The sequence below is a fragment of the Arcobacter sp. genome (genome assembly GCF_050300555.1).
In the GTDB taxonomy this organism is placed as follows: domain Bacteria; phylum Campylobacterota; class Campylobacteria; order Campylobacterales; family Arcobacteraceae; genus Arcobacter.
In genome coordinates, this window is the sequence record NZ_JBNKXY010000021.1 from 1 (window position 1) to 24,979 (window position 24,979).

Annotated in this window: 22 protein-coding genes and 1 tRNA gene; 10 read left to right on the forward strand and 13 right to left on the reverse strand. The window is 28.1% G+C overall.

Going from position 1 to position 24,979, the window contains the following annotated elements; all coding sequences use genetic code 11:
• The first annotated feature begins 256 nt into the window (after nt 1–256).
• Nucleotides 257–332, forward strand: a tRNA-Thr gene (locus ACQY5W_RS12315).
• A 316-nt stretch (nt 333–648) separates the two neighbouring features.
• On the opposite strand, the gene rpsU is transcribed toward ACQY5W_RS12315, so the two are convergent.
• A complete protein-coding gene (gene rpsU / locus ACQY5W_RS12320; RefSeq protein WP_013136837.1) occupies nt 649–861 on the reverse strand; it encodes a 30S ribosomal protein S21 in 213 nt (70 codons plus the stop codon).
• A 115-nt stretch (nt 862–976) separates the two neighbouring features.
• Between rpsU and moaC the strand changes: the two genes are divergently transcribed.
• The 4 genes from moaC to ACQY5W_RS12340 are packed head-to-tail and all read left to right on the forward strand — an operon-like array spanning nt 977 to nt 3,894.
• On the forward strand, nt 977–1,447 hold the full coding sequence (gene moaC, locus ACQY5W_RS12325; RefSeq protein WP_428025271.1) for a cyclic pyranopterin monophosphate synthase MoaC: 471 nt from the start codon (nt 977–979) through the stop codon (nt 1,445–1,447).
• Nucleotides 1,444–1,707, forward strand: coding sequence for an HP0495 family protein (locus tag ACQY5W_RS12330; protein ID WP_428025272.1), 264 nt, complete (start codon nt 1,444–1,446; stop codon nt 1,705–1,707). The genes moaC and ACQY5W_RS12330 overlap by 4 nt, the downstream gene beginning before the upstream one ends.
• Nucleotides 1,708–1,718: 11 nt before the next feature.
• On the forward strand, nt 1,719–2,546 hold the full coding sequence (locus tag ACQY5W_RS12335; protein WP_428025273.1) for a M15 family metallopeptidase: 828 nt from the start codon (nt 1,719–1,721) through the stop codon (nt 2,544–2,546).
• On the forward strand, nt 2,530–3,894 hold the full coding sequence (locus ACQY5W_RS12340) for a M99 family carboxypeptidase catalytic domain-containing protein (protein ID WP_428025274.1): 1,365 nt from the start codon (nt 2,530–2,532) through the stop codon (nt 3,892–3,894). Before ACQY5W_RS12335 ends, ACQY5W_RS12340 begins: the two co-directional genes overlap by 17 nt.
• Here ACQY5W_RS12340 and ACQY5W_RS12345 read toward each other — a convergent pair whose 3' ends face one another.
• The 5 genes from ACQY5W_RS12345 to ACQY5W_RS12365 all read right to left on the reverse strand — a co-directional run bounded on the left by ACQY5W_RS12345 (nt 3,895) and on the right by ACQY5W_RS12365 (nt 10,064).
• Nucleotides 3,895–4,155, reverse strand: a complete 261-nt coding sequence (locus tag ACQY5W_RS12345; protein WP_428025275.1) for a hypothetical protein — start codon at nt 4,153–4,155, stop codon at nt 3,895–3,897. It lies immediately after the preceding gene.
• Between the two features lie 5 nt (nt 4,156–4,160).
• On the reverse strand, nt 4,161–4,949 hold the full coding sequence (gene surE / locus ACQY5W_RS12350; RefSeq protein WP_428025276.1) for a 5'/3'-nucleotidase SurE: 789 nt from the start codon (nt 4,947–4,949) through the stop codon (nt 4,161–4,163).
• Complete coding sequence (gene dnaE / locus ACQY5W_RS12355; RefSeq protein ID WP_428025277.1) at nt 4,949–8,491, reverse strand: DNA polymerase III subunit alpha; 3,543 nt, start codon at nt 8,489–8,491, stop codon at nt 4,949–4,951. Before dnaE ends, surE begins: the two co-directional genes overlap by 1 nt.
• A 92-nt stretch (nt 8,492–8,583) precedes the next feature.
• Nucleotides 8,584–9,330 carry a patatin-like phospholipase family protein gene (locus tag ACQY5W_RS12360; protein WP_428025278.1) on the reverse strand — a complete coding sequence of 249 codons (747 nt, stop codon included), beginning with the start codon at nt 9,328–9,330 and terminating at the stop codon, nt 8,584–8,586.
• Between the two features lie 5 nt (nt 9,331–9,335).
• On the reverse strand, nt 9,336–10,064 hold the full coding sequence (locus ACQY5W_RS12365; protein ID WP_428025279.1) for a UDP-2,3-diacylglucosamine diphosphatase: 729 nt from the start codon (nt 10,062–10,064) through the stop codon (nt 9,336–9,338).
• A gap of 82 nt (nt 10,065–10,146) precedes the next feature.
• Here ACQY5W_RS12365 and ACQY5W_RS12370 point away from each other — a divergent pair, with 82 nt between their 5' ends.
• Complete coding sequence (locus tag ACQY5W_RS12370; protein WP_428025280.1) at nt 10,147–11,283, forward strand: glycosyltransferase; 1,137 nt, start codon at nt 10,147–10,149, stop codon at nt 11,281–11,283.
• Between the two features lie 111 nt (nt 11,284–11,394).
• Here ACQY5W_RS12370 and ACQY5W_RS12375 read toward each other — a convergent pair whose 3' ends face one another.
• Nucleotides 11,395–11,946 (reverse strand): DJ-1 family glyoxalase III, encoded by a 552-nt coding sequence (locus tag ACQY5W_RS12375; RefSeq protein WP_428025281.1) that lies wholly within the window; start codon nt 11,944–11,946, stop codon nt 11,395–11,397.
• Between the two features lie 184 nt (nt 11,947–12,130).
• Between ACQY5W_RS12375 and ACQY5W_RS12380 the strand changes: the two genes are divergently transcribed.
• Complete coding sequence (locus tag ACQY5W_RS12380) at nt 12,131–12,781, forward strand: FlgO family outer membrane protein (protein WP_428025282.1); 651 nt, start codon at nt 12,131–12,133, stop codon at nt 12,779–12,781.
• Nucleotides 12,782–12,787: 6 nt separating this feature from the next.
• Nucleotides 12,788–13,369, forward strand: coding sequence for a FlgO family outer membrane protein (locus ACQY5W_RS12385; RefSeq protein WP_428025283.1), 582 nt, complete (start codon nt 12,788–12,790; stop codon nt 13,367–13,369).
• On the opposite strand, the gene recJ is transcribed toward ACQY5W_RS12385, so the two are convergent.
• From recJ to ACQY5W_RS12410, 5 genes are all read right to left on the reverse strand, one after another.
• Entirely contained in the window at nt 13,364–14,872 is a 1,509-nt protein-coding gene (gene recJ, locus ACQY5W_RS12390; protein WP_428025284.1) for a single-stranded-DNA-specific exonuclease RecJ, read from the reverse strand. The genes ACQY5W_RS12385 and recJ overlap by 6 nt on opposite strands.
• A gap of 53 nt (nt 14,873–14,925) precedes the next feature.
• The gene (locus ACQY5W_RS12395; protein WP_428025285.1) at nt 14,926–16,542 is read right to left on the reverse strand and encodes a CTP synthase; all 1,617 of its coding nucleotides are present in this window, start codon (nt 16,540–16,542) and stop codon (nt 14,926–14,928) included.
• Between the two features lie 129 nt (nt 16,543–16,671).
• On the reverse strand, nt 16,672–18,060 hold the full coding sequence (gene ccoG, locus ACQY5W_RS12400; RefSeq protein ID WP_428025286.1) for a cytochrome c oxidase accessory protein CcoG: 1,389 nt from the start codon (nt 18,058–18,060) through the stop codon (nt 16,672–16,674).
• Nucleotides 18,061–18,161: 101 nt separating this feature from the next.
• Complete coding sequence (locus tag ACQY5W_RS12405; protein ID WP_428025287.1) at nt 18,162–19,007, reverse strand: hypothetical protein; 846 nt, start codon at nt 19,005–19,007, stop codon at nt 18,162–18,164.
• A gap of 176 nt (nt 19,008–19,183) precedes the next feature.
• Nucleotides 19,184–20,218, reverse strand: coding sequence for a cytochrome-c peroxidase (locus ACQY5W_RS12410; RefSeq protein ID WP_428025288.1), 1,035 nt, complete (start codon nt 20,216–20,218; stop codon nt 19,184–19,186).
• Between the two features lie 235 nt (nt 20,219–20,453).
• Here ACQY5W_RS12410 and ACQY5W_RS12415 point away from each other — a divergent pair, with 235 nt between their 5' ends.
• Complete coding sequence (locus ACQY5W_RS12415) at nt 20,454–22,976, forward strand: methyl-accepting chemotaxis protein (protein ID WP_428025289.1); 2,523 nt, start codon at nt 20,454–20,456, stop codon at nt 22,974–22,976.
• Between the two features lie 115 nt (nt 22,977–23,091).
• Nucleotides 23,092–24,342: a hypothetical protein gene (locus ACQY5W_RS12420; RefSeq protein WP_428025290.1), complete on the forward strand. Its 1,251-nt coding sequence runs from the start codon at nt 23,092–23,094 to the stop codon at nt 24,340–24,342.
• A gap of 152 nt (nt 24,343–24,494) precedes the next feature.
• Here the strand turns inward: ACQY5W_RS12420 and ACQY5W_RS12425 are convergent, their stop codons facing one another.
• The gene (locus ACQY5W_RS12425; RefSeq protein ID WP_428025291.1) at nt 24,495–24,860 is read right to left on the reverse strand and encodes a hypothetical protein; all 366 of its coding nucleotides are present in this window, start codon (nt 24,858–24,860) and stop codon (nt 24,495–24,497) included.
• Nucleotides 24,861–24,979: the final 119 nt, after the last annotated feature.

The window sequence follows — 24,979 nt, forward strand, 5'->3', positions numbered from 1 at the left end:
GCCAACTCTTGAGTTTTTATTTAAGCTTAGTTCTATTTAGACATCTGTCTTTTTAGCACTGAGCTTTTTTTTTAGCCTTCTTTTTAGGGATTTATTTAGTTGTATTAATATATATTATTTATATGGTTATTATTACTAACTATTCTTGTATCTTTTTTTATAATTAGAAGATTATTACCTATTCAAGGATTTATTCCCTTAAGTCAGGTATCCTATTAATTATTCATTATTAGTTATTCACTATTCATTATTAACAGCTCGCATAGCTCCAATGGTAGAGCAGTCCCATGGTAAGGGAAAGGTTGTAGGTTCAACTCCTACTGTGAGCACCAGATTAATCTATCCCATATAAATCAAAAAAGAAATAAATAATGCAAGGAAAAATTTTGCTTTATTTTATTATTATAATTTTTATCAATATTTTTAGCCACATATATACTCCCTCTTAATATAATTTTATACATTTGAAATAATAACCTAATTGAAAAAAAAAGTCCTTGACCTAGGTCACGTAAAATTTTTATAAACAAATTAGTATAAAGAATTATTTTTATTTAGATAGAGTCTTATATTAGAAGAGTGAAAAAAGGCATAAAAAAAAGGGAGAAGCTATTAACTTCTCCCTTTTTTCTTGGTAATAGTGTTCTATTACAGTCTAGATTCGTATCTTCTAAGCATATACAATCTTTTAAGCATTTTTTTCTTAGCATTAATTTTTTGTTTCTTTCTCTTTTCAGTCATAGGTTCAAAAAATCTTCTTGCTCTTGTTTCAGTAACGATTAGGTTTCTGTCACATTGCTTTTTAAATCTTCTATATGCTTCGTCGAAAGATTCGCTATCTTTAACTTTAATACCTGGCACTATAATCACCCTCTTTCTTTTAAAATATAGGGAGGCATTATATTTAAATAATACTTAATTACAATTTAACTCTATTTTGATATAATCCGATAATTTAAGATATTTAGGAAAAAACTTGGATTTAACACACTTAGATGAAAATAATAGACCAAAAATGGTAGATGTTTCAGAAAAACAAGAAACAACAAGAGTTGCAGTTGCTTCTGGACAAATATCAATGTCACAAGAAGCATATAATGCAATAATAACAAATAATACTAAAAAAGGTCCAGTATTACAAACTGCTGTTGTTGCATCAATAATGGGTGTTAAAAAAACTAGCGAATTAATACCTATGTGTCATCCTTTATTGTTAAGTGGAATTAATTGTGATGTTGTAGAATTACCTGAATTACCAGGATTTAAATTAGTTGTTACTGCTAAATTAAATGGTCAAACTGGTGTTGAAATGGAAGCATTAACTGGGACAAGTATTGGGTTGTTAACTATTTATGATATGGTTAAGGCGATAGATAAATCAATGGTAATTTCAAATATTCAATTAGAGAGTAAATCTGGTGGTAAAAGTGGAGATTTTAAAAGATGATTGATTTAAGCAAACATAAATTAGAGCTTGATTATCCATGTAGTTGGTCTTATAAAATAGTAGTGACAGAAACTGTTAACATCCATGAAGTTATAAAAGAAGTTATTATTGAAAGAGAACATAAAGTAAGTGAATCTAAAGTTAGTTCAAAAGGTAAATTTAAAAGTTATACCTTGGATTTAATTGTTCATAATGAAGATGATAGAAAAATTATTTATGAACTGCTAGGTAAACATAGTTTAGTAAAAATGGTTTTATAAAAGAAGAAAAAATGAATAGAAGAGAATTTTTAGAAAAAGCAAGAAATATTGCATTAGGTTCAACATTATTACCCATAATTGGCTTTTCAAACTCTTCAATTGCGGAAGAGGAAGAGACATTAACACCAAAAGATATCTTTTTTCCAAATGAGAATAAAGTAGATATTGTAAAAGATGTATTTTTGGAAAAAGAGTATCATAACTCATTTATAAGTGTACAAAAGAAACTAGACTATATTCAAAAATATGTTGGATATGGTAATTTTAACATTATATCTTTTGATGAAGCTATTAATGTATTGAAATATTCAAAACATGGAACAGTTTTTACAAAAGATGAGTTAGCTTTTATAGAACATATTTTTTATTATGAGCCTGCTTATCATGGTTTTTATGGTGAAAGAACAACTACAAATCTTACTTCAAGTATTAATATAAAAGATATAGAAAAAGTTCCTTATACTGGGCATTATGTTTTTAAAGGAAAACCAAAAGAAACATATTTAAAATTGAAAAAAGATATTGGACCAACTATTTATTTAACATCAGGAGTTAGATCTGTTGTTAAACAAATGAGACTATTTTTAGATAAATTAAAATCTGTAGATATGAATCTTTCTAAAGCTTCTAGATCTATTGCACCACCTGCTTTCACATATCATTCTGTTGGTGATTTTGATGTTGGTAAAAAAGGTTTAGGTGCTGATAACTTTACAGAAAGATTTTCATTTACAAGCGAATTTTCACAAATGAAAACACTAAAGTATATTGATATGAGATATACAATTGGGAATAAGGATGGGGTAAGGTATGAACCTTGGCATGTTAAAGTTGTTTAGATTTTTTATTTTATTTATTTTGTTACAAAATTTGCATGCAAATAATGATGACTTAAATTTTAAGTTAATAAAAAAAGGTATTCAAGATGATAATACCTTATTAATTGTTGGTGGAATACAAGGTGATGAGCCTGGTGGTTTTATGGCCGCATCTTTAATTGCTACACATTATGAGATAACAAAAGGTTCAGTTTGGATTGTTCCAAATTTAAATTTTAATTCTATTATTAAAAGATCACGAGGCCCTTTTGGTGATATGAATAGAAAATTTGCTTATATATCAAAGGAAGATCCAGATTTTCTTGATGTAAAAAGAATTAAAGAGTTAATTAAAAAACCAGAAGTAAAATTAATACTTAATTTACATGATGGAAGTGGTTATTTTAGAAAAAAGCATATTGATAAAGAACATTCTCCTTATAAATGGGGACAAAGTTCAATTATTGACCAAGCAACATTAAATGTTCCTGTATATGGTAATCTTGAAGAGATAGGAAAAAGAATTTGTGAAAAAGTAAATGCAAATTTGATAAGAAAAGAAGATATTTATCATTTACATAATACTAAAACAAAACTAGGTGATAAGGAGATGGAAAAAACATTAACTTATTATGCGATAAACAATGGTAAAGCTGCTTTTGGAAATGAAGCAAGCAAAGAATTACCAGTCCATGAAAGAACTTATTATCATCTTTTAGCTCTTGAAGAGTATATGACTATTATGGGTATTGAGTTTAAAAGAAAATTTGACTTACAACCACTTGCATTAAGAAATGTTATAGATAATGATATTTATATCTCTTTTTATGATGATAAAATTAGACTTCCCCTTTCACAAGTTAGAAGTTATATTAGTTATTTCCCAATAAAAAAAGATGGAATTATTGATTTTAAACCAAGTAGTCCTGTAATGACAGTAGTTAAAAATAGTAATTCAACTTATGCTATTCATTATGGAAATAGAAAGTTATCTGTTTTAGAACCAGATTATTTAGAAGTCAGTGAAAAAAAAGAGAGTGTTAAATTTAAAATTGATGGAAAAGAACAAAGTGTTGAAGTTGGTTCTTTAATTGATGTATCAAAAAGTTTTTATGTATTTCCTAATAATTATAGGGTAAATGTAATTGGATACGTTAATAAATCACATAAAAATGAAGCTGGTATAAAAATTGAAAAAGATGAAATAATCAAAAGATTTTCATTGGATAGAAAAGGTCAAATATATAGAGTAGAGTTTTACAATAAAACAGATAATAAATTTGCTGGAATGGTTTTAGTTAAATTTACAAAAAAACTTTTTGATGAAGTTGTCTCAAATGAAGCAGGAAAGGTTCCTGCTAAATTATAATTAAAGCTCAACAAGTTCTTGTTTTATCTTCTCTTGATTAACTTTTTTTATGGCAGTTTTATATAGTTCTTCAACTCTTTCTAACTCTTCATCAAGTAATTCAGAGATTTGTTCAAAATCTTGTCCCTCTTCATAGGCTACAAAAACTTTATATTCTTTTTTTGTGAATTTTCTTTTTAAAATTTCTTTTAACTCTTTTTCATCCTTTAATTCACCAACAAGTTTTTCTATGTTGCAGATTAGAGCCTTTTTAAAATTCATTTACGTTATTCCTTTATCCAATCATTTAAATTTGTTATGTCATCATATGAAGTCATATCTAACATTATAGGAGAAATAGAGATAAAATTTCCTTTGATGGCTTCAAAATCACAATCTAATTTTTCACTTTTTTCCCAAATGAGCGGATGTAAGCCTATCCAGTAAAACTCTTCACCTCTTGGATTTAGGTGTCTATGGGTATCATTTCCGTAAACTCTATATCCTGCTTTTGTGATTTTAAAGCCTTTACATTCATCTTCTTTAATGGGAGGAATATTTATATTTAAAAATCTTCTATTCCCCAAAGGAAACTCTTCTTTAAAGATCTTTTTTGTTATTGTAACTATTGCTTTTTTTGCAAGAGCAAAATCTTTTTCACTGGTAACATTCTCACATTTATTTATACAAACTTGAGATATCGCAATTGCAGGAACACCTTGAAGGGTTGCTTCCATAGCAGCTGCAGCTGTTCCACTATAAGTAATATCTTCGCCCATATTTGCACCAACATTTATACCACTTATTACTAAATCAGGTTTATATCCATCTTTAAAAAGGTTGTTTAAAGATATAAAAACACAATCCGTAGGAGTTCCATCATCAACTTTATAATAATCATCATCAACACTAACCATTCTAAGTGGTCTATCAAGTGTTAAGGAGTGTCCACATGCAGATTTATTTTTTGCAGGTGCAACAACTGTCAATTTTGCAATAGGACTTAAGGCATCTATCAAAGCTTTTAATCCAATTGCATCAAATCCATCATCATTTGTTAAAAGTATATGTTTCATTAGGCTATAAAAACTCCTTCAAGTGATTTTACCAAACTTTCTATATTTGAAGTAACTTTAAATCCAGTATCAAGTTCTATATCACCAAGTTTTGATTTAACTAAAAGTTTAAGTTCTCTTTTCCCTTGATTATGGGCAATTATTTCAAATAGGTCATACATTATTTTTTCATCATTTGTAAAATTTACAGCAACTATTATTGGTGGTTCTTCTATTGCTTTTTGTTTTGTTTTGACTTTCTCTTTTTTTGCTTCTTTTAAAGTCTCTATTTTTCGTAAATTTATTCTTGTAAATTGGTCATCTTTAGTAATTCTTACTTTAAAGGCAATTGGCTCATCTAAATCAAAATCTTCCCTTAACTCTTTTAATCTATCTTCAAAAAGCATAAGCTCTATATTTCCATGGAAATCCATAAGGCTTAAAATTGCAAATTTATTACCTTTTTTAGAAATTCGTTCAGTAATAGTTTCAACTTTTCCAATAAAAAGTGCTTCACTTCCATCTTCTAAATCTTCAATTTCCGAAGATAAGGTATAACTTATTCCATCAAGTTGTTCTCTATATTCATCAAGAGGATGTCCAGATACATAAAATCCTAAAGATTGTTTTTCTAACTCTAATAACTCTTTTAATTCATACTCTGGAAAAGTTTCTAACTCTATTTCTACTCTTGTAAGTTCTTGTGAATCTCCAAAAAGTGAACCTGTGGCCATTTTCTTTGCAGTCATGGCTTTTCCAACAGTTTCATTTATAAGTTCTATTTGCTCTAAAATTGATCTTCTTGAATATCCAAAGGTATCAAAAGCACCGGCTTTTGCCAAGGATTCAAATACTCTTTTATTTACTTTACTTCCATCAACTCTAGAAATAAAATCAGCAAAATCAGCAAAGTTTCCATTTTCATTTCTCTCTTTTAAAATAGAGTTAATAGCAACATCTCCAGCACCTTTTATAGCTCCCATTCCAAACATTACAACTTCATGTCCATCAATTTTTCTTGCGGAGAATACTAGGTCAGATTTGTTTATATCTGGTGGGAAAAGGTCAAGTTTTAATCTTTTTACTTCATCCACATATTTTACAACTTTATCCGTGTTATCTTTTTCTAAAGTTAAAAGTGCTGCCATAAATTCTGATGGATAGTAGCATTTTAAATATGAAGTATAAAAGGTAACTAAAGCATAAGCTGCTGAGTGAGATTTATTAAATCCATATCCTGCAAACTTAACAATAAGGTCGAATAATTCTTCACAATGCTCTTTTTTATAGCCTTTATTTACTCCACCGATTGCAAATTCACCTTTTAGTCTGTCCATCTCTTCTTTGATTTTTTTACCCATTGCCCGTCTAACTAAGTCAGCCCCTCCAAGGCTAAATCCACCAATTGATTGTACGATTTGCATAACTTGCTCTTGATAAACGATAACACCATAGGTTGTCTCTAGAATTGGTCGTAAAGGAGCATCAAACTCATCATAGAAGTAGTTAATTTCAGCTCGACCGTGTTTTCTATCAATAAAGTCATCAAGCATCCCTGATTCCATAGGACCTGGTCTATAAAGTGCAAGAACGGCAATAATATCCTCAAAATTTGATGGTTTTAATCTTTTACATAAATCTTGCATACCATCGGATTCTATTTGAAATAGTCCAATTGTATTTCCTGTTTGAATTAAATCATAAACTCCTTTGTCATTTACATCAGCTGTGAGGAAATTCACTCTTTTACCATGTCTTTGCTCTATTAGTTTATTTGCTTCTTCAATAACAGTTAGGGTTTTTAATCCCAAGAAGTCGAATTTAATCAAATCAACATCTTCAACATACTTACCATTGTATTGAGTTGCTAGAGTTTCCATACCGGAGGGTTTAAATAGTGGTGTTTTATTCCAAAGTGGTTCATTTGAAATAACAACACCAGCTGCATGCGTTCCAGCATTTCTGTTAAGTCCTTCAAGGGCTAATGCAAAATCCCAAACTCTTTTTGCTTGAGGATTAGAATCACAAAGCTCTTTTATTTTTGGTTCTTTTTCATATGAAGATGTAAGATTAATACCTAATTCATCTGGAATAAGTTTTGCCATAGCATCGGCTTGTGAGTAGGGCATATCAAGAACTCTAGCAACATCTCTAATAACTCCTTTTGCAAGAAGTTTACCAAATGTGATGATTTGTGCAACGTTAGCTCGACCATATTTATTGATTACATAATCTAAAATCTCTTGACGTCTTGCTTGACAAAAGTCCATATCAATATCGGGCATAGATACCCTCTCTGGATTTAGAAATCTCTCAAAAAGTAAACCATAAGGTATAGGGTCAATATCTGTAATAGCAAGGGAAAAAGCAACTAAACTTCCAGCTGCAGATCCCCGTCCAGGACCAACAGGTATTCCCATTTGTTTTGCAACAATTACGAAATCCCAAACAATAAGCATATATCCTGGAAATTTCATATTATTAATAATATCAATCTCTACTTGTAGTCTATCCTTGTACTCTTGATGTCGTTCAGCAGGTACTATTTCAAGTCTTTTTTCTAAACCTTTCCAACACTCATGGATAAATAAAACTTTATCGTTTTCGAGTGAATATTCTTTATCTGGCTCAGGAAGAATTAATCCTTGTTCAAGTGATTTTTCCCTTGTAAATTTAAAATTTGGGGGAGTTGGGTCTCCTAATTTTATCTCTAAATTACATTTATCAACTATCTCTTGCGTAGCAGCAATGGTTTCAGGAATATCAGCATATAGTTTTGAGATTTGTTCTGATGATTTTAAATAAAACTCATGAACACTATGTCTTAATCTATTTGGGTCATCGTAAAGTTTATTCATAGCAATACACATAAAAGCTTCATGGGCATCGGCATCTTTTTGTTCTAAATAGTGGGTATCGTTTGTGGCAACAACTTTTATACCTGTCTCTTTGGAGATCCTTAAAATCTGGTCATCTACAAAGTGCTGATCTGAAATACCATGTCGCATGATTTCCAAATAAAAATCATCTCCAAATATTTCTTTATATTCTAAAGCGACTCTTTTCGCTTCTTCATATCCTTTTGCACCATTTTTTACATTTCTTTCATTTTGAGTATTTAAATGCCAGTTTACTTCCCCTTGCAAACAAGCTGCACTACAAACAAGTCCTTCGCTGTTTTCTCTTAATAATTTTTTATTTATTCTTGGGTAGTAGTAAAACCCATGCATATAAGCTTGACTACTTAAAAACATTAAGTTTTTGTAACCCTTTTCATTTTTGGCATATAAACATAAGTGAAATCTTTTTCTATGTGATTTATCATCCAATTCTTCTGAATTGTGGATATAAGCCTCCATACCAATAATTGGTTTTATTCCCTCACCTTTCATGGCTTTATAAAAATCTATAGCTCCAAACATATTACCGTGGTCAGTCATGGCAACACTTTTCATTCCAAGTGTTTTTATTTTTTTTGCTAAAGACTTAATTTTATTTGCCCCATCTAATAGGGAATATTCTGTATGAAGGTGTAAGTGCGTAAATTGTGGTGTATCTGACATATTAATTCTTTAATTTTTGATATGGCGATTATAACCAATTAGCAATTAAAATTAAATGGGAAAAGTGGAAGTTTTAAATATTTAAAACTAATTTAAGAGAAGTATTTTGGTGCTTCGTTATAGCCTAAATCAAAGGTTTCTTGTAAGCCATTAAATGTGAACATGGAAGTTTGTCTAAGGTTGGGATGAGTTATATATATATCACAATGTTGTATGGAATAATTTCCATTATTAATACGTGTTTGAAAGAGTCTTTTTTTTAGGGGTTTTAATAAATCAAATCTGTTTTTTTGATTTTTATTTGATTTTGGCATCAAGTCTATACAATAAATCTCATAATTTTTATTTTGTAAAGGAGTAATAGGCATATTATCAAAAAGTCCACCATCTATTAAATATTTATGCTCGTAATGAATTGGTCTAAATATAGGAATAAGTGCACTTGAAGCTATACATAAAGTTTGTGTATCTCCTTCATTGAAGTAGTTGATTTTTTTTGCTTTAGTATCATAGGCATTTATATGAACACTTTTAGGGATATCTTGAATATTTTTTATCGGTAATAAAGTATCTAAGAGATGATGTTCTTTGTTTATTCGTAATAATCCATTTTTAAAATAATTAAATTTTAGAGTTTTTTTTATTTCATCACTTTTAAAAAGTTCTAACTGTTTTCTTGCTTCAATTCCACTAGCGTGAGAACAAGATATAATAGCTCCAATTGAACTTCCAGAATAAGCTTCTATTTCAATAGCTTTATCTTCTAAATATGCAAGAATTCCTAGATGAAAGGCACCTCTGGCAGCACCTCCACTTAGACAAAGTGCTAGTTTAGACATTTTTTTTACCAATTAATAATTTCAAATTCACCCTCATGTGTTTCTACAATTGCAGTACAAGATTCAACCCAATCTCCACAATTTTTATATTCTACACCATTTATATCTCTTTGTTCAGCTTTGTGAATGTGACCACATATAATACCATCATAACCTTTGTGCTTAGCATGTTCTGTCAATACTTTTTCAAAATCATTTATAAAATTAACTGAACTTTTTACATTGTCTTTTATATATTTTGATAGTGACCATTGAGAATTGATATTAAATGTTTTTCTTATTCTATTTAATATGTGGTTTATATAAAGTAAAAAATCATAACCATAATCACCTAAAATAGCTAACCATTTTTTTGTCATAGTAATAGAGTCAAAAAAGTCACCATGGGTTATGTAATATTTTTTGCCATTTATTGAAGTATAGTTAAATTCATTTGAGACATTTAATTTATCTCCTAAAATAAGAGGAACAAAGGGTCTTAGAAATTCATCGTGATTGCCTGTGATAAAATATACATTTGTCCCTTTTCTAGCCTTTCTTAGGACTTTTTGTATAACATCAGAGTGAGATTGTGGCCAAACAAATTTTCTTTTTATTGACCATCCATCAATTATATCTCCCACTAAAAAAAGATTTTCACTTTCATTTTCTTTTAAAAAATCAATAAGTTTTTCTGCTTGGGAAAACCTTGTTCCCAAATGCACATCCGATATAAATATTGTTTTGTAGTTCATTCCAAATTGTATTTTTAAATGATTACATTATGGCATCATTTAAAGTAATATTTTTGTAACCATCTCTTGATAATATATTTAAATGAATAAGGTAAATATAGTTTTATTTAGTGATACGGTTTATGATTTAAATGGTGTATCCAGATTTTTAAATGATTTTGCAGAGATAAAATCAGATAATAAGTTTACAATTATAACAAGTACAAAGAAAACTGCTTTTTCACAAAAAGAAAATATTTACAATACTAAACCATATTTCAAAATTTCAATGCCCTTTTATAGTGAATTAGATTTAGTCTTTCCAAATCCTTTTAAAATGGCAAAGAGATTGAAACAATTATCACCAAATCTAATACATATTTCAACTCCAGGTCCTGTTGGACTTATAGGCTCTTTTTTAGCAAAAATCTACAAAATACCAAAAGCTGGGATATATCATACAGATTTTCCTGAATATATTTTTAAAAACACAAATTCAAAGCTTTGTAGAGAGATTTCAAAAAGATATCTTAGATTTTTTTATAGAAATTTTGATGCAATATTTGTAAGAAGTGATGAGTATAAAAAAATAGTTATAAATGATTTGAAAATAGATAAATCAAAACTGTTTACATTAAAAGCTGGAATTGATACAAAAAAATTCTCTCCATCTTTTCGGGATAAAAATATTTGGTGTAATTATAGAATAAAAACAGATACGTTAAAATTTTTATATGTGGGAAGGGTTACTAAAGAGAAAAATATTAAGTTTTTGATTGAGCTTTTTAAAGAGATTTCACTTTTAGGAAAACCTATAGAGTTGATAATAGTTGGTAATGGAGAGTTCTTAAAATACAAGGAAGAGTTAAAAAAATATAGTATTAATTTTTTAGGGGTAAAACAAGCAGAAGAGTTATCAAAAATCTATGCGAGTTGTGATGTTTTTATTTTCCCTTCAACTACTGATACCTTAGGTCAAGTGGTACTTGAAGCTATGTGTTCTGGACTTCCAGTTATAGTTACAAATGAGGGTGGACCTAAAGGATTTGTTACTTTTTCAAATAGTGGTATAGTGTTGGATATAAAAGATAAAAAAGGCTGGTTGGATAGTATTATAAAGTTGTATGAGGATAGAAATCTACAAAATATTTATTCACAAAATGCTAAAACTTTTATGTTAGATAATGATATAAAAAATAGTTATGAAGACTTTTTTATGAAAAATAGTTTGCTTTGTTAAAAAAATAGTGCTATTTATTATCCATTATAAAATCTTTGGTAATTTTAGGCATATTTTGCACTTGTTATGGAAAGATAGAGTTCCAGAATTTGATAAATAAATTTAAAACTATTAGCAATTATTTGCTAATAGTCCTTGTTTAACTATTTTATACTCTTCTTCACCTTGTAAAACTTTTATTATTTCTAGGGCAAAACTCATAGCAGTTGCAGGACCTCTTGAAGTAATAACTTTACCATCAATTACAACATCTTTATTTTCTATGTATCCATTTTCTTTTATTTTTCCTTCAAATCCTGGATAACAAGTATAGTTTTCATTTAAAACATCTGCTTTATGAAGAGCATATGGTGCTGCACAAATTGCAGCAATATTTTTGTTATTTTCTTTAAACTTTTTTAGTATTTCTTGTAAAAGTTTGTCTTCTGCTAGATTGAAAGCATTTGGCAATCCACCAGGTAATGCAATCATATCAAAATCTTTTTCGTCAATATTTGATAATAAATTGTCAGCTTTTAACGAAATTTGGTGTGCCCCAGTTACTTCAATATTTTCAATTGAAGCAATTGTTACCTCAATATTACCTCTTCTGCAAATATCTACAATACTAACTGTTTCAATTTCTTCAAAACCATTTGAAATAGGTACTAAAAGTTTTGCCATTTTAAAATCCTTTTTCAGAATATTTTAGCATATTTTCATTGTAGAATAGTAATGGATATGCCAAAAATCTACATTTATTAAAATTTGATTAAACAATGTTGGCAAAGAAACAAAATCATTACTTTTCAAGTACATGTAAGTAAAGTTTAAATAAAATTTATCAATTATGAAAAAGGGGTATTACATGCTTAAGCTATTGAGAAACTCTAGTTTGATTCTTTTATCAACACTTACACTTTTAACTGCTGGTGAGGTAGAAACACCAGAAAAAGCTGAAGTTAAAAAAGCTGATGAAAAGGTTCAAATTACAAAACAGCATTTAAAGATTGCAGAAGATATGCAACAAAATGTTACGACTCAAAATTCTTTGGAAGCTACAATTGCATCACTAGCTACTCAAATGATGCAAAACAACAAAATGCATACTCATAAATCTGTACTAATCACATCTTTTGTTAGATTAGATAACTTCAAAAAAACGACTGAATTTGGTAGAGTTATTAGTGAAAGCTTAATTAACGAGTTATCAAATAGAGGGTTTAATATAATTGAATTTAGAGGTCAAATGGCTGTTTCTGTTAATGAAAAAGGTGAATATTTTATTACTAGAAATACAAGCAAAATGAAAGAGAGTGTTCAAAACAGTTTTGTTGTTGTTGGTACTTATTCAAGACAATATGGAAAAATTATGTTAAATGCTAGAGTTATGGATAATACATCTGGTCAAATTATCACAAGTGCTAGATCTACATATGAACATGGTTTAAGAAATGATTGTGTAATTTTTAAAGATTGTGAACCTCCACGAACTATCAAAATAGTTCCAGAACAATAATATTTTATGAAATCCAAAATTCTTAAAAAAGGGATGTTAAAACTTCTTTTAATATCCCTTTTACTCCCTTTAGTTTTTACTTCTTGTGTTTATAAAGATATTGATGGTGCTAATAATTTTCAAGCTATGTTAAGAGCTTTAGTTGAAAAGTCATATGCAAAATTTGATAAAAATATTTTTAAAGATGAAACGGTTTTAGTATCTGATTTTGTTAATTTAGATAGATTACAAAACCATTCAAAATTGGGGTTTTTATTATCTGATACTTTAAAAAACTCTTTACTTAGTAAAGATATACTTGTTAGAGAAGTTGAGTTAAGTAATGATTTTAGAATTGGAAAACATGGATTTAATGTTTTAAGTCGAAATGCAAATAAAATCAATAATCAAGTTATTGATGAAAACTTTGCAGTGGTGGGAACTTATAGTATCACTACAAAACGTTTAATTGTTTTTATAAAACTTATAAACATAAGAACAGGTACTATTGTTAGCTCTTCTACCGCTTCAACTTTAATAGATGAAGAGATATTAGATTTAGAGCGAACACCTGATGTTAGAACTACTTACGCACCTTTAGTTTTATAAAAAATCTTGGATTAAAAATTGAGGAGAAATATCTCCTCTAAACTCATTTTTATTTATAGATATAATCATATCTATAGATTCTTTATGTATATTATTACTATAAAATTTTACAGCTTCAAAATCAAAGCCATCTGAGTTTAGATAGAGTTTTAAGTGATTTTTCTCTTTTCCAAAGAGTTCTGATTTTATTACTTTTGCATTGCTTACTTTAAATATGGGTTTATGATTTTCCATACCATATGGTTCAAACATCTCTATAATTTCCATAAATTCCATATCAACACTTGAAACATCCAATTCTCCAAGTGTTATAGGCTCAATATAAAGCTCTTTTGATGTTTTTGTTACAACGTTATTCATAATAGATTTAAACTCTTCTAAGTGCTTTACTTCCATAGATATACCTGCTGCATTTTTGTGTCCACCAAAACCCAACAGTAAGTGTTTTGCTTCTGAAATAATACTATGCAGATTTATATCAGCATTTGCCCTTGCACTTCCCTTTGCAATCCCATCTTTTATGGAAAAAATAAATGCAGGTCGTTTAAAAGCATGGGATAGTTTAGAAGCAACTATTCCAATTACTCCTTCATGCCAATCATTACCCCATACTACAATTGCTTTATCATTATCATCAATTTCATATTTTGCTTTTAATGAAATATTTTCTTGTAATATTTTTCTTTTATTATTTAATTCTTCTAATAATTCTAAAGCTTCACTTGCTTCTTCAAAATTATCTGACAATAAAAAAGATAGGGCAATAGAAGCATCATCCATTCTTCCTGCACTATTTATTTTTGGAGCAATAATAAAGCCAATATCATCAGATACAAAAGAGGTTTTTCTCATAGCATTTCGTAGGTGGGCAATTGCTACTCTATTTGAGGTTTCTATTTTTTTTAAACCACTTTTTACCATGGTATAGTTTAGGCTTGTCATTGGCATCATATCTGCAATTATTGCAATACAAAGTAGGTCTAAAAACTCACTCATATTTACATCAAGGTTTAACTCTTTTTTTATTGCAGCACAAAAATACCAAGCAACTTGAGCTCCACAAATCTCTTTAAATGGAAAGTTACACTCTTCTTGTTTTGGATTTATAATTGCATATGCTTGTGGAATTTCACTTCCAACTGTATGGTGGTCTGTGATAATTACATCTATATTTTTACTATTTAAAACTTTTGTTGCTTCACAAGCAGATATTCCATTGTCAACAGTTATAACTAATCCATTATCTATTAGTTCTGTAATTTTTGTTGATAATCCATATCCATGTTCAAATCGATTTGGGATAATATAGTCAATTTCATAACCAATTTTTTTAAAAAAATCAACCATTATTGATGTTGATACTACACCATCAACATCATAATCTCCAACAATAGTTAACTTTTCATTATTTAATATGGCTTGTTTAACCCGTTTTGTAGCTTTATCAATATCTTTAAAGCCAATAGGAGAAGGTATATCTGCAAGCTTAGAGTAGGAACTCATTTGGTGCCTTGCAGATAATATGTCAAAAAGTTTTTGTTTAGTGACTTTAGACATTAACTTATTTTAGTAGCTTGTCTTACAAATTCTAATATGATTGGGTTTGGTGTCTCCAAGTGAGATGTAAACTCTGGGTGAAATTGAACTCCCACAAACCATGGGTGATCTTTTATTTCTACTGCTTCAATAAGTCCATCTGAATCACCAGAAATAATCATTCCAGCTTCTTCTAATCTCTCTTTGTATGCTGGATTTGCTTCATATCTATGTCTATGTCTTTCAAAGTATGTTTCATTGTTTCCATAGGCAGCTTTTAATTTTGTTCCAGCTTTTGGATTAAAAGGATATTCTCCTAATCTCATTGTTCCACCCATAGGTGAAGTATGGGTTCTTAGTTGTTTGTTTCCAGATTGATCCATAAATTCATCAATTAAATATATAACTGGATTTAAAGTATTTTCATCAAATTCTATAGAGTTTGCATCTTCAATTCCTAAAACATTTCTACAATATTCTACAATTGAAAGCTGCATACCTAAACAAATTCCTAAAAATGGAATTTTATTTACCCTAGCATATTCGATTGCTTTTAGTTTTCCTTCAACACCTCGATTACCAAAACCACCCGCAACTAAGATTGCATCAGAGTTTCCAATAATTTCATAAGCACCTACATCTTCTATTCTTTCACTATCACACCAATTAATATTAACTTTTGTATTTAAGTGAGCTCCTGCATGAATTAAAGATTCAATTAAAGATTTATAAGACTCTTTTAGTTCTAAATATTTTCCAACAAAAGCAATTCTTACTTCATCTTGTGGAAGAACGATATGTTTAACAAGAGTTTCCCATTTTTCCATATTTGGTTTAAGTTTTATATTAAAGTGTTCTGATAATGGAGTTAAAATCCCCTCTTTTAAAAAGTTCATTGGAACTTGATAAATCGATTGTGCATCACCTGCTTCGATTACTGCATTATTGTTAATATCACAAGACATTGCAAGTTTTTTCTTTAACTCTTTTGGTAAAGGTTTTTCACTTCTACATACTAGCATATGAGGTGTAATACCAATTCTTCTTAGTTCTTGAACACTGTGTTGTGTTGGTTTTGTTTTAAGTTCACCTGCAGCAGAGATATATGGAACTAATGTTACATGAATATTCATAGTTCTATCTTTGTCTAATTCATGTCTTATCTCTCTAATTGATTCCATAAAAGGTAAGCCTTCTATATCTCCTACTGTTCCACCAAGTTCTACTATTAAAAACTCATAACCTTCAGCAGCATCAAAAATTCTCGCTTTAATTTCATCTACTACGTGAGGAATAACTTGAATAGTTTTTCCTAAGTATCCACCTTCTCTTTCTCTTTTAATTACAGACTGATAAACTTGTCCTGTAGTAAAACTATTTTTTGCACCAAGTGTTACATCAATAAATCTTTCATAGTTCCCTAAATCTAAATCTGTTTCCGCACCATCTGCTGTTACGAAAACTTCTCCATGTTCTAGTGGACTCATTGTTCCTGGATCCACATTTAAATATGGGTCGATTTTTAGCATAGTTACTTTAAAACCAGATTGCTTTAAAATAGTAGCAATAGAGGCAGAGGTAATTCCTTTTCCTAAAGAACTTAATACTCCACCTGTAACAAATATAAATTTAGTCATTGGTGATACTCCGTAAAAAATAGTAGTTAATTATAGTCGCGATTATAGCTAAGGTTTTGTTAATATCGGGTTAATTTTTTAGTAGATTTTTGTAAGTGTAAATATTTGAATTTACACTTACAAGTTAAATTATTGTTTTAATTTATCTGATCTTGGGAAGATAAATACAGCTTTTCTAAATACTTGAACTCTATCTGGTTCATCAACTGCAAAAGCTCTAATAGTAACAGTTATTGGAGTGTCTTTTGTCGCATCATCAACTAATTTTTTATTAGTTCCAAGTATTACAACTTTTTTAGCCAATTTCCCTGCACTTAAGTCAAAAGGGTTGAAACTTTTGATAAATACATCTTTATTGTCAACTATTTCTAAAGCATATTTATGTTTTTTTGCATCTGTATTTTGGAATAAAAATAAGAAGTTATTTGTAACTAGACCATTTTCTTTAATATGATAAAGTTGAGTAGTTTTATTTACATTTAGAAGCATGTACTCTTTTTTACCACCCATAATAAATAAAAGACCAACAATAACAAGTAATGCAACACTATATAAAATAGTTGATTTTCTAATAACTTTTGTTGGGATATTATTTTTGATATTATTTGTACTTGTCCATTGAACTAATGATTCTTTTCCAAGTTTTCCCATAACTGAAGTACAAGCATCAACACACTCTAAACAGTTGATGCACTCTAATTGTAAACCTTTTCTAATATCAATATGTGTTGGACATACTGTTACACATGATTCACATGTTGTACACTCATTTGCAGGATCTGGTAAATCTTTTTCTTTAAAGATAATTTTTTCTCTATTTTCATTGTAGATATTTCCACCTCTATTTGTAGAGTAAATAGCTTGTAAAGTATTATCATCATATAAAACAGATTGAACTCTAGAATACGGACAAACATAAACACAAAAATCCTCTTTTAATTTAACTACATCATATACTAAAAATGCAGCAATACATAAAACCATACCTATTAAAAACATATGTTCTGTAGGATTTTGTAAATATGCAAAAAAGTCTTCTGGTGGAACAAAGTACCACATAAAATCAGCAGCAGCAATAAGTGCTAAAATAGCCCATAAAATGATACCTACAATTTTTTTACTTGCATTTTCAGCTTTTGAATAATCAGGCTCTTTTTGTTTGTTTTTGATTCTTCTTAATTTTAATAAAGTAGATTCTATTAAATCTCTATATACAACCCTAAAGATTGTTTGTGGACAGGCCCAACCACACCAAGCTCTTCCTCCAATTGCAGTAACTGCAAAAATACCTAAAAATAGAAGCATTAATAAAAATGGCATCATATATAATTCTTGCATATCAAATGCAATACCCATAAGATGTAGTTGTTTTTTATCAAATGATAATAAAAAAACATGATTCCCATCTATTCTTATAAAAGGAATAGAAAGGGACATAATTGTAACCACTAAATAAATATAATACCTTTTAAATCTATAAGGTGATTTTTTAGCAATTTGAACATTTTCTGTAGCCATATTTTGCCTTTAATAAGGTGAACTTATAATACTTCACCTATGTTTTTTGAATTATAGAAGATAAGAACTTATAGTTAGCATAAAAATTTGATAAGCTAAGCTTATGATTCTATGCTAGATAGCTTGTTGTATGTATCAACTTTTTTATCTATTTCTTTAATAATAGGATTAAAATCAAATTTATCAATATCCGTCAAATTTGGATAAGAAGATATTTTATCTTCAAATTCTGAAACTATTTTACCTAAGTTTTTGTTATAGTTTATTGTAGGAAGGTTTAATTTTGATATAAATTCCATATTATACACTTTATCTTCTCTCAGAAGTAATACAGGGCTGTTTCCACAAGCAATAGATTCTAGACAACTTTGAAGTGAAGTAGTTAATAAGAACTTTGAATTTGATATAGTATATATATACTCTTCATCAGTAAATAGCTTATTAAAAAAAGGCTCTAGTTTTTTTTCATTACCCAAAAAGAAGTAGTGTCCAAGTAGTAAATTAAGTTCTAATTTTGAACTATTATTAATAAGTTCTAGTAACATATTATTATAATCATCATCCCCAAAAAAAAGAGTTTTTTCAAGGCTAGGATTTTCATTTTTTATAAAAAGAGATTTATCCACTATATTAAAAGGAATATCAACTCCAACTTTATAAAGTAATGAGCAAAATTCTTTCATATGATTTTCCATAAACTCTGTTGTTTCATCTGAATCAAATATTAAAATATCTCCACGTTGCATCATATTTGGAAGATTTGTTAAAACATCTACACTAACATACTTTTTTATACCTAATTCTTCTTTTGCATAAGCGCCAGCTCTAAAGTCACAAGTACATAATATGGGGTCAAAATTTTTCAATTCTGAAGCAATAGCTGCACAACTTCTTGTTGCTTCTAATCCAATATTATGACCACTTTTAGCGTAAATATATATTTTCACTGGTTTACCTTTTTTATAAAATAGTTAGATTTTGAGGGTTTGTTTTATTTCGATTGTACTATATTATTGATTAAAGTGTAAAAGTTGTAAGTAGATTCTTTTGTATATTTTTGGATTTTGAAATAGTTTGTTTCAAGATGTAGATTTATATAAAAATCTACATCTTTTTATGAAAATTAATTCATATCTGGTTTTGGTGTTGTTTTTGTAGCAACAGGAAGTATAGGATATGAAATTTCTGGCTTTTCACCTGTAAGTGATTTTAGAAAAGTTACTATATCTTTTGCTTCGTCATCTGAAATTGTTATTCCAAGTTGAGTTGAACCCATTACTTTTACAGCTTCATTTAATGACCAAACTCCTCCATTATGAAAGTATGGAGCTGTCTCTTCAATATTTCTTAAAGTTGGAGTTTTAACCATCCCATTTTTATCCCCTTTAAAATCACCTAAATTTGCAAATTTGTATTTTGCTGCAGTAGCAAATGGTTGCATTGTTCCACCTAATCCTATGTTGTTATGACATCCTGTACATCCTTTATCAATAAAAAGATTTAATCCTTTTTTTTCTTCTTTCGATAGTGAAGATAGATTTCCATTCATAAAATCATCATATTTAGAAGGTGTGATAAGTGTTCTTTCAAATACAGCTATTGTGTCTGCAATAAGTTTAAAATCAATTTTTACTTTTTCTCCATAAGTATCTTTAAACTCATCCACATAGCCTTTCATAGATACAACTCTATCTACAACAAGTTCTGAAGGAGCTGCCATTTCTGGACCAGCTTGGATTGGTCCTTGTGCTTGATCTTCTAAGTGAGGGGATCTTCCATTCCAAAATTGTACTTTATTTAAAACTGAATTATAAACTGTTGGAGAGTTTAGGTGGTGAGGATTTGCCGTCCATTTATGTCCAATTGCAGCAGGAACTCCATCAACTCCACCCATCGCTAAGTTATGGCATGTATTACATGAAATAAGACCACTTTTTGATAATCTTGGTTCAAAATAAAGTTTTTTTCCTAAAGCAACTTTTTTAGTTGTTATAGGATTTTTAGGATCATCCACCAATTTTAAAACCTCTAATTGGCTTTTGGGAATTGCTTTTAATCCAGAGTTTTTTGCTTTTTCTAAAAGTGCAGAGTCTGTCATACCAAATGCACTCATTGTAGAAAAAATTACTACGGTACTTGTCAATACAAACTTTTTCATAATTTGTCTCCTTAAAAGTTTTAGGCCAAAATAAATTTGTCCTTAAAGAATTTTATTAAATTTATTATTAAATAAAACTTACTAAATAATAAATTTTATTAATTAAAATAAAATATTTAAAAAGAATAATTATTAAATAAGTTTATATTTTTCTTTCAACTGCTCCATAATGATACTATTTGAATACGTTTTTCCGTAATAATTAAATAGATTAAAATAAAAAGGACTATAACAAATGAAAAAATTGACAATTAATTTTAAACTTATGAGTTTAATAATTATTAGTTTAGTTTTAATTTCTTCGATTATTTTAGTAATTACTGCATACAAAAGTACTACTAATACTAAAAATGAAAAATTAAATCAGTTAAAATCCATCGCTTCTGCAAAAAAGCAGCATATATCTGATTATTTTAAAACAATAGAAGGATTGTTAATCTCTACTGCAAATTCTGCTTCTACACAAGATGCAATGAATAACTTTATTAGAGGATTTTATACTATTGGAAATGATGTTGAAAATATAGATGAAGTGAAAAAAGAGGTTTTAGAACATTATAAAAATTTATATGTAAATAAGATTAATTTTTCATTACCAAATATTCCTAAAAAAAGAGACCTTGAAGAGTATTTACCAAAAAATAAAAATGGAATTATGGCTCAATATATCTATATTATTAAAAATGATGCTGATATTGGTGAAAAAAATAAGATGAACCAAACTACACTATTTCTTAATAATTATACTTTTGCTCATTCTAGATTTCATCCTACTTTTAATACATTATTAGAAAAATTTTCATTATATGATGTGTTTTTAGTTGATATGATGGGAAATGTAGTTTATACAAGTTTTAAAGAAAAAGATTTTGGAACAAATTTAAAAGAGGGTGTGTATTCAAATAGTGGATTAGCAAAAGTAAATGAAAAAACTTATAATCTTGAAAAAGGTCAAGTTGCATTTTCTGATTTTAAACCTTATGAACCAAGTTATAACACTCCAGCTTCTTTTTTAGCAACTCCAATTTTTAATAGTGAAAATAGAAGATTAGGGAATCTGATTATTCAATTATCAATTAATTCTATTGATAAAATTATGAATTTTGATGGGAAATATGAAGAATCAGGTTTAGGAGAGACAGGTATTAGTTATCTTTTAGGTAGTGATTATAAGATGAGAAATAATCATAGATTTATAAAACAATTAACACAAAAAGGTGTTAAAGATTCTGGTACTACTATTTCAGTATATGAAATTAAAAATGATTTAGTAAAAGAGGCATTGACAAATAAGACCGGAGCAAATATTACAGTTAATAATAATGGGGATAATATACTTACAGCTTATACTGGAATAAAAGTATTTGACCAACAGTGGGCAATTATTTCAGAAATAGAAGAAGATGAAGCATTAAAAGATATTTATGATTTAAATATTACATTAATGATAATATCAGCAATTGTTTTAATAGTAATAATAGGTATATCAATTACACTTTTAAAAAATACCATTTTAAAACCTCTTAAGAGTTTTGAAAATGGGATAATTTCATTTTTTAAATATCTAAATAATGAAACAAAACAGATTGATTATTTGGATGATAGTAGCGAAGATGAACTTGGTAAAATGTCAAAAGTTGTAAATGAAAATATCAATAGAACAAAAGTTGGAATTGAAAAAGATAGGGAATTAATTGAAGAGATTGTAAACGTTTTATCAGGTTATGAGAAAGGTGATTTGAATCAAAGAATTCAATTGGATTCATTAAATCCTGCATTAAAACAGTTAAAAACTATACTTAATAAAATGGGTGATAATTTAGAATTAAATATTAATAATATTTTAGAGGTATTGGATAAATATACAAACTATAATTATTTAGAAAAAGTAAGTATAGATGGACTTAAAGAGCATTTATTAAAATTGGCAAATGGTGTTAATGATTTGGGAGATTCTATAACAAATATGCTAATTGATAATAAAACAAAAGGTATGAAACTTGACCAAAGTTCTGATATATTACTTGAAAGTGTTGCAATTTTATCGAGAAATACAAACTCTGCAGCTGCTTCTATTGAAGAGACATCAGCTGCCCTAGAAGAGATAAATAGTAATTTTATTTCAAATAATGAAAATGTTCAGAAAATGGCAGATTATTCAAATGAAGTAAATAAATCAGTTAAAGAGGGAGAGCAACTAGCTAAAAAAACAACTTTAGCTATGGACGAAATAAATTCTCAAGTAACAGCGATAAATGAAGCAATAATAGTAATAGATCAAATAGCTTTTCAAACAAATATATTGTCTCTTAATGCAGCTGTAGAAGCAGCAACTGCAGGGGAAGCAGGAAAAGGATTTGCGGTTGTTGCACAAGAAGTAAGAAACTTAGCAAATAGATCAACTGAAGCAGCAAAAGAGATAAAAAATTTAGTTGAAAATGCAAATATCAAAGCAAATGAAGGTAAAAATATTGCGGATACAATGATTGATGGTTATACAAAATTAAGTTCTAATATTACAAATACAATAGAGCTTATTCATAAAGTTTCTTCATCATCAAAAGATCAACAATATGGTATCTCTCAAATAACACAAACAGTTGCAGTTTTAGATAAACAAACTCAAGAAAACGCTTCAATTGCACAAAATACAAATGAAATTGCAAGGGAAACAGATATCATATCTAAAAAAATTGTTTCAGATGCAGATGAAAAAGAGTTTCATGGAAAAGATAGTTTAATAAATACACAAAAATAAAAGGCTAAGTAAATTCTTCTTAGCCTTTTTAAAATAAAGTCATTTCCAAACCCTATTATATTTCATTAAAATTAGATAAAATAATTTTATACAATGTTCCAAAAGGAAATCTATTATGGAAAGTATTATTGCTCTTGAAGCACTTATTAAAGAAAATGAAACAAAAATAGCTTTACATAAACAACAGATTAAAAATCATGAATCAGGTATTAGTAAACTTTCTCGTGTGGCTCTTGCCTCTGCTGAAAACTCTATGGAACTTTCAACTGAACTTGTCGAAAAATATAAAAAGATGTTAGAACAGCTTCAAACACTTGATAAAAAAGAACTTGAAGAAAAAGAAAAACTTGTTTTTCTTGCAGAGAGAAAAAAATATTTTGATGCACAAGATTCTAGAATAAAATTAAATATAGAACAAAGTAATGACAAAAAACTTGAGGTTTTAAGAATCATAGAAGAACTACCAAAGGATGTTAACTTTGAAGATAAAGAGCTATTTGAAATAGCAACTAAATCTTTAGAATTAGGGCTTTCAGATTTAAATGATATATACAATAAACTAGAAGATATAAAAAGTGAATTTCAAGCAATCAAAAATCAAATGGATGAAAAAGATTTGCAAGAGATGGCAACTATTGATTTCTTTCTTCCTATTATTGTCCTTCATTTTTACGTATTAAGTACAAATATAGCACAAAATATAAATGATGAAAATGAAAAAGCTTTACAAAAAAAAGAAGCAATATTAAAAGAAATAAGTACAAAAAAAGAAGAAATAACAAAATCTCTACAATTACAAGAAGAGTTGTTAAAAGAGAAAGAGACAGAAGAAAATGTAAATAAAGAAGAAATAGCAAATATACAATCTATAATAAAAAGTCTTAATAATGAACTCAATAAAACAAAAGAGATAAAAGTTCCTGAAGTAAAAATAAAAACTTTTTCAGGCTTCCCTAAATATCAGGATTGGTGGATAAAAGAGTTATGGGTAAGTCATCAAGCCTATTTTGCTTTATATAAATGGAAAGAAATTATTAGTAACTTATGTATAACAACCGAACAAAAAAAAGCTTGGTCTATAATCTTTGATAGATGGGTTTTTATAAAAAAACTTCTTAATGATAAAGGAAAATTAGCCTATAACTATCACTTTGCCTTTGATTCATTATTAAGTACCTATGCAGAACTTGAGGAAGAATTAGAGATGAAAAATATCGAATCAATGGAACTTATTATTAATCAAATAACTAAAAAAGAAGATTTTTCAAAAAATGTTGGATTTCATAATATTAATACTTCATATTTACAATTTAAAAAAGATAAATTAAAATCAAAAGATGATACCAATGATGATGTATTGTTTTAATTTTAAAACATAAAAGAGAATAAGAAAGGCTAAGTTACAATGAACTTAGTCTTTTTATATTAAATTATTAAAATTTACTATTTATACAGTCTCATTTTTTACTGTTTTATTTTGTATGTAAGATACATTAATTAATGAGAATTTAAAAATTTTTAGTATTCTAATGTTCTATATATCTTAGAAATAAAACCAGCAATTTTATTCATATTAGTTTGATTTTCTTCTGATACTAATATATTGCCATCTTTATCTGTCTTAAGAAGTTCAGCTTCATTTTTTGCATTAATAAAATTTTCATATGGTACACTATCATAATCATTTAATAGTGTTTTGTCTTCATAGTCATCTGATTCTTGGGATTGTTTTTCTATATTATTGTGTTCTTTTTCTGTTTGTTTTTCAGCTTCTTTTATTAAATCGATAAGTTCATTTTTTGAGATATCAGGTAATTGTTCTTTATTTAATTCCTCATTCATCTGCTCTGTTATTTCATATAAATCTACAATTCCTCTTGCCATATTGATTCCTTTTTATTATTTAATATATTTTACCTATTTATTTAATTTATATCAATAAATAGAGATATATTAATAATATACATTATATAATAATACTAAAGGTATTAATATGGAAATTA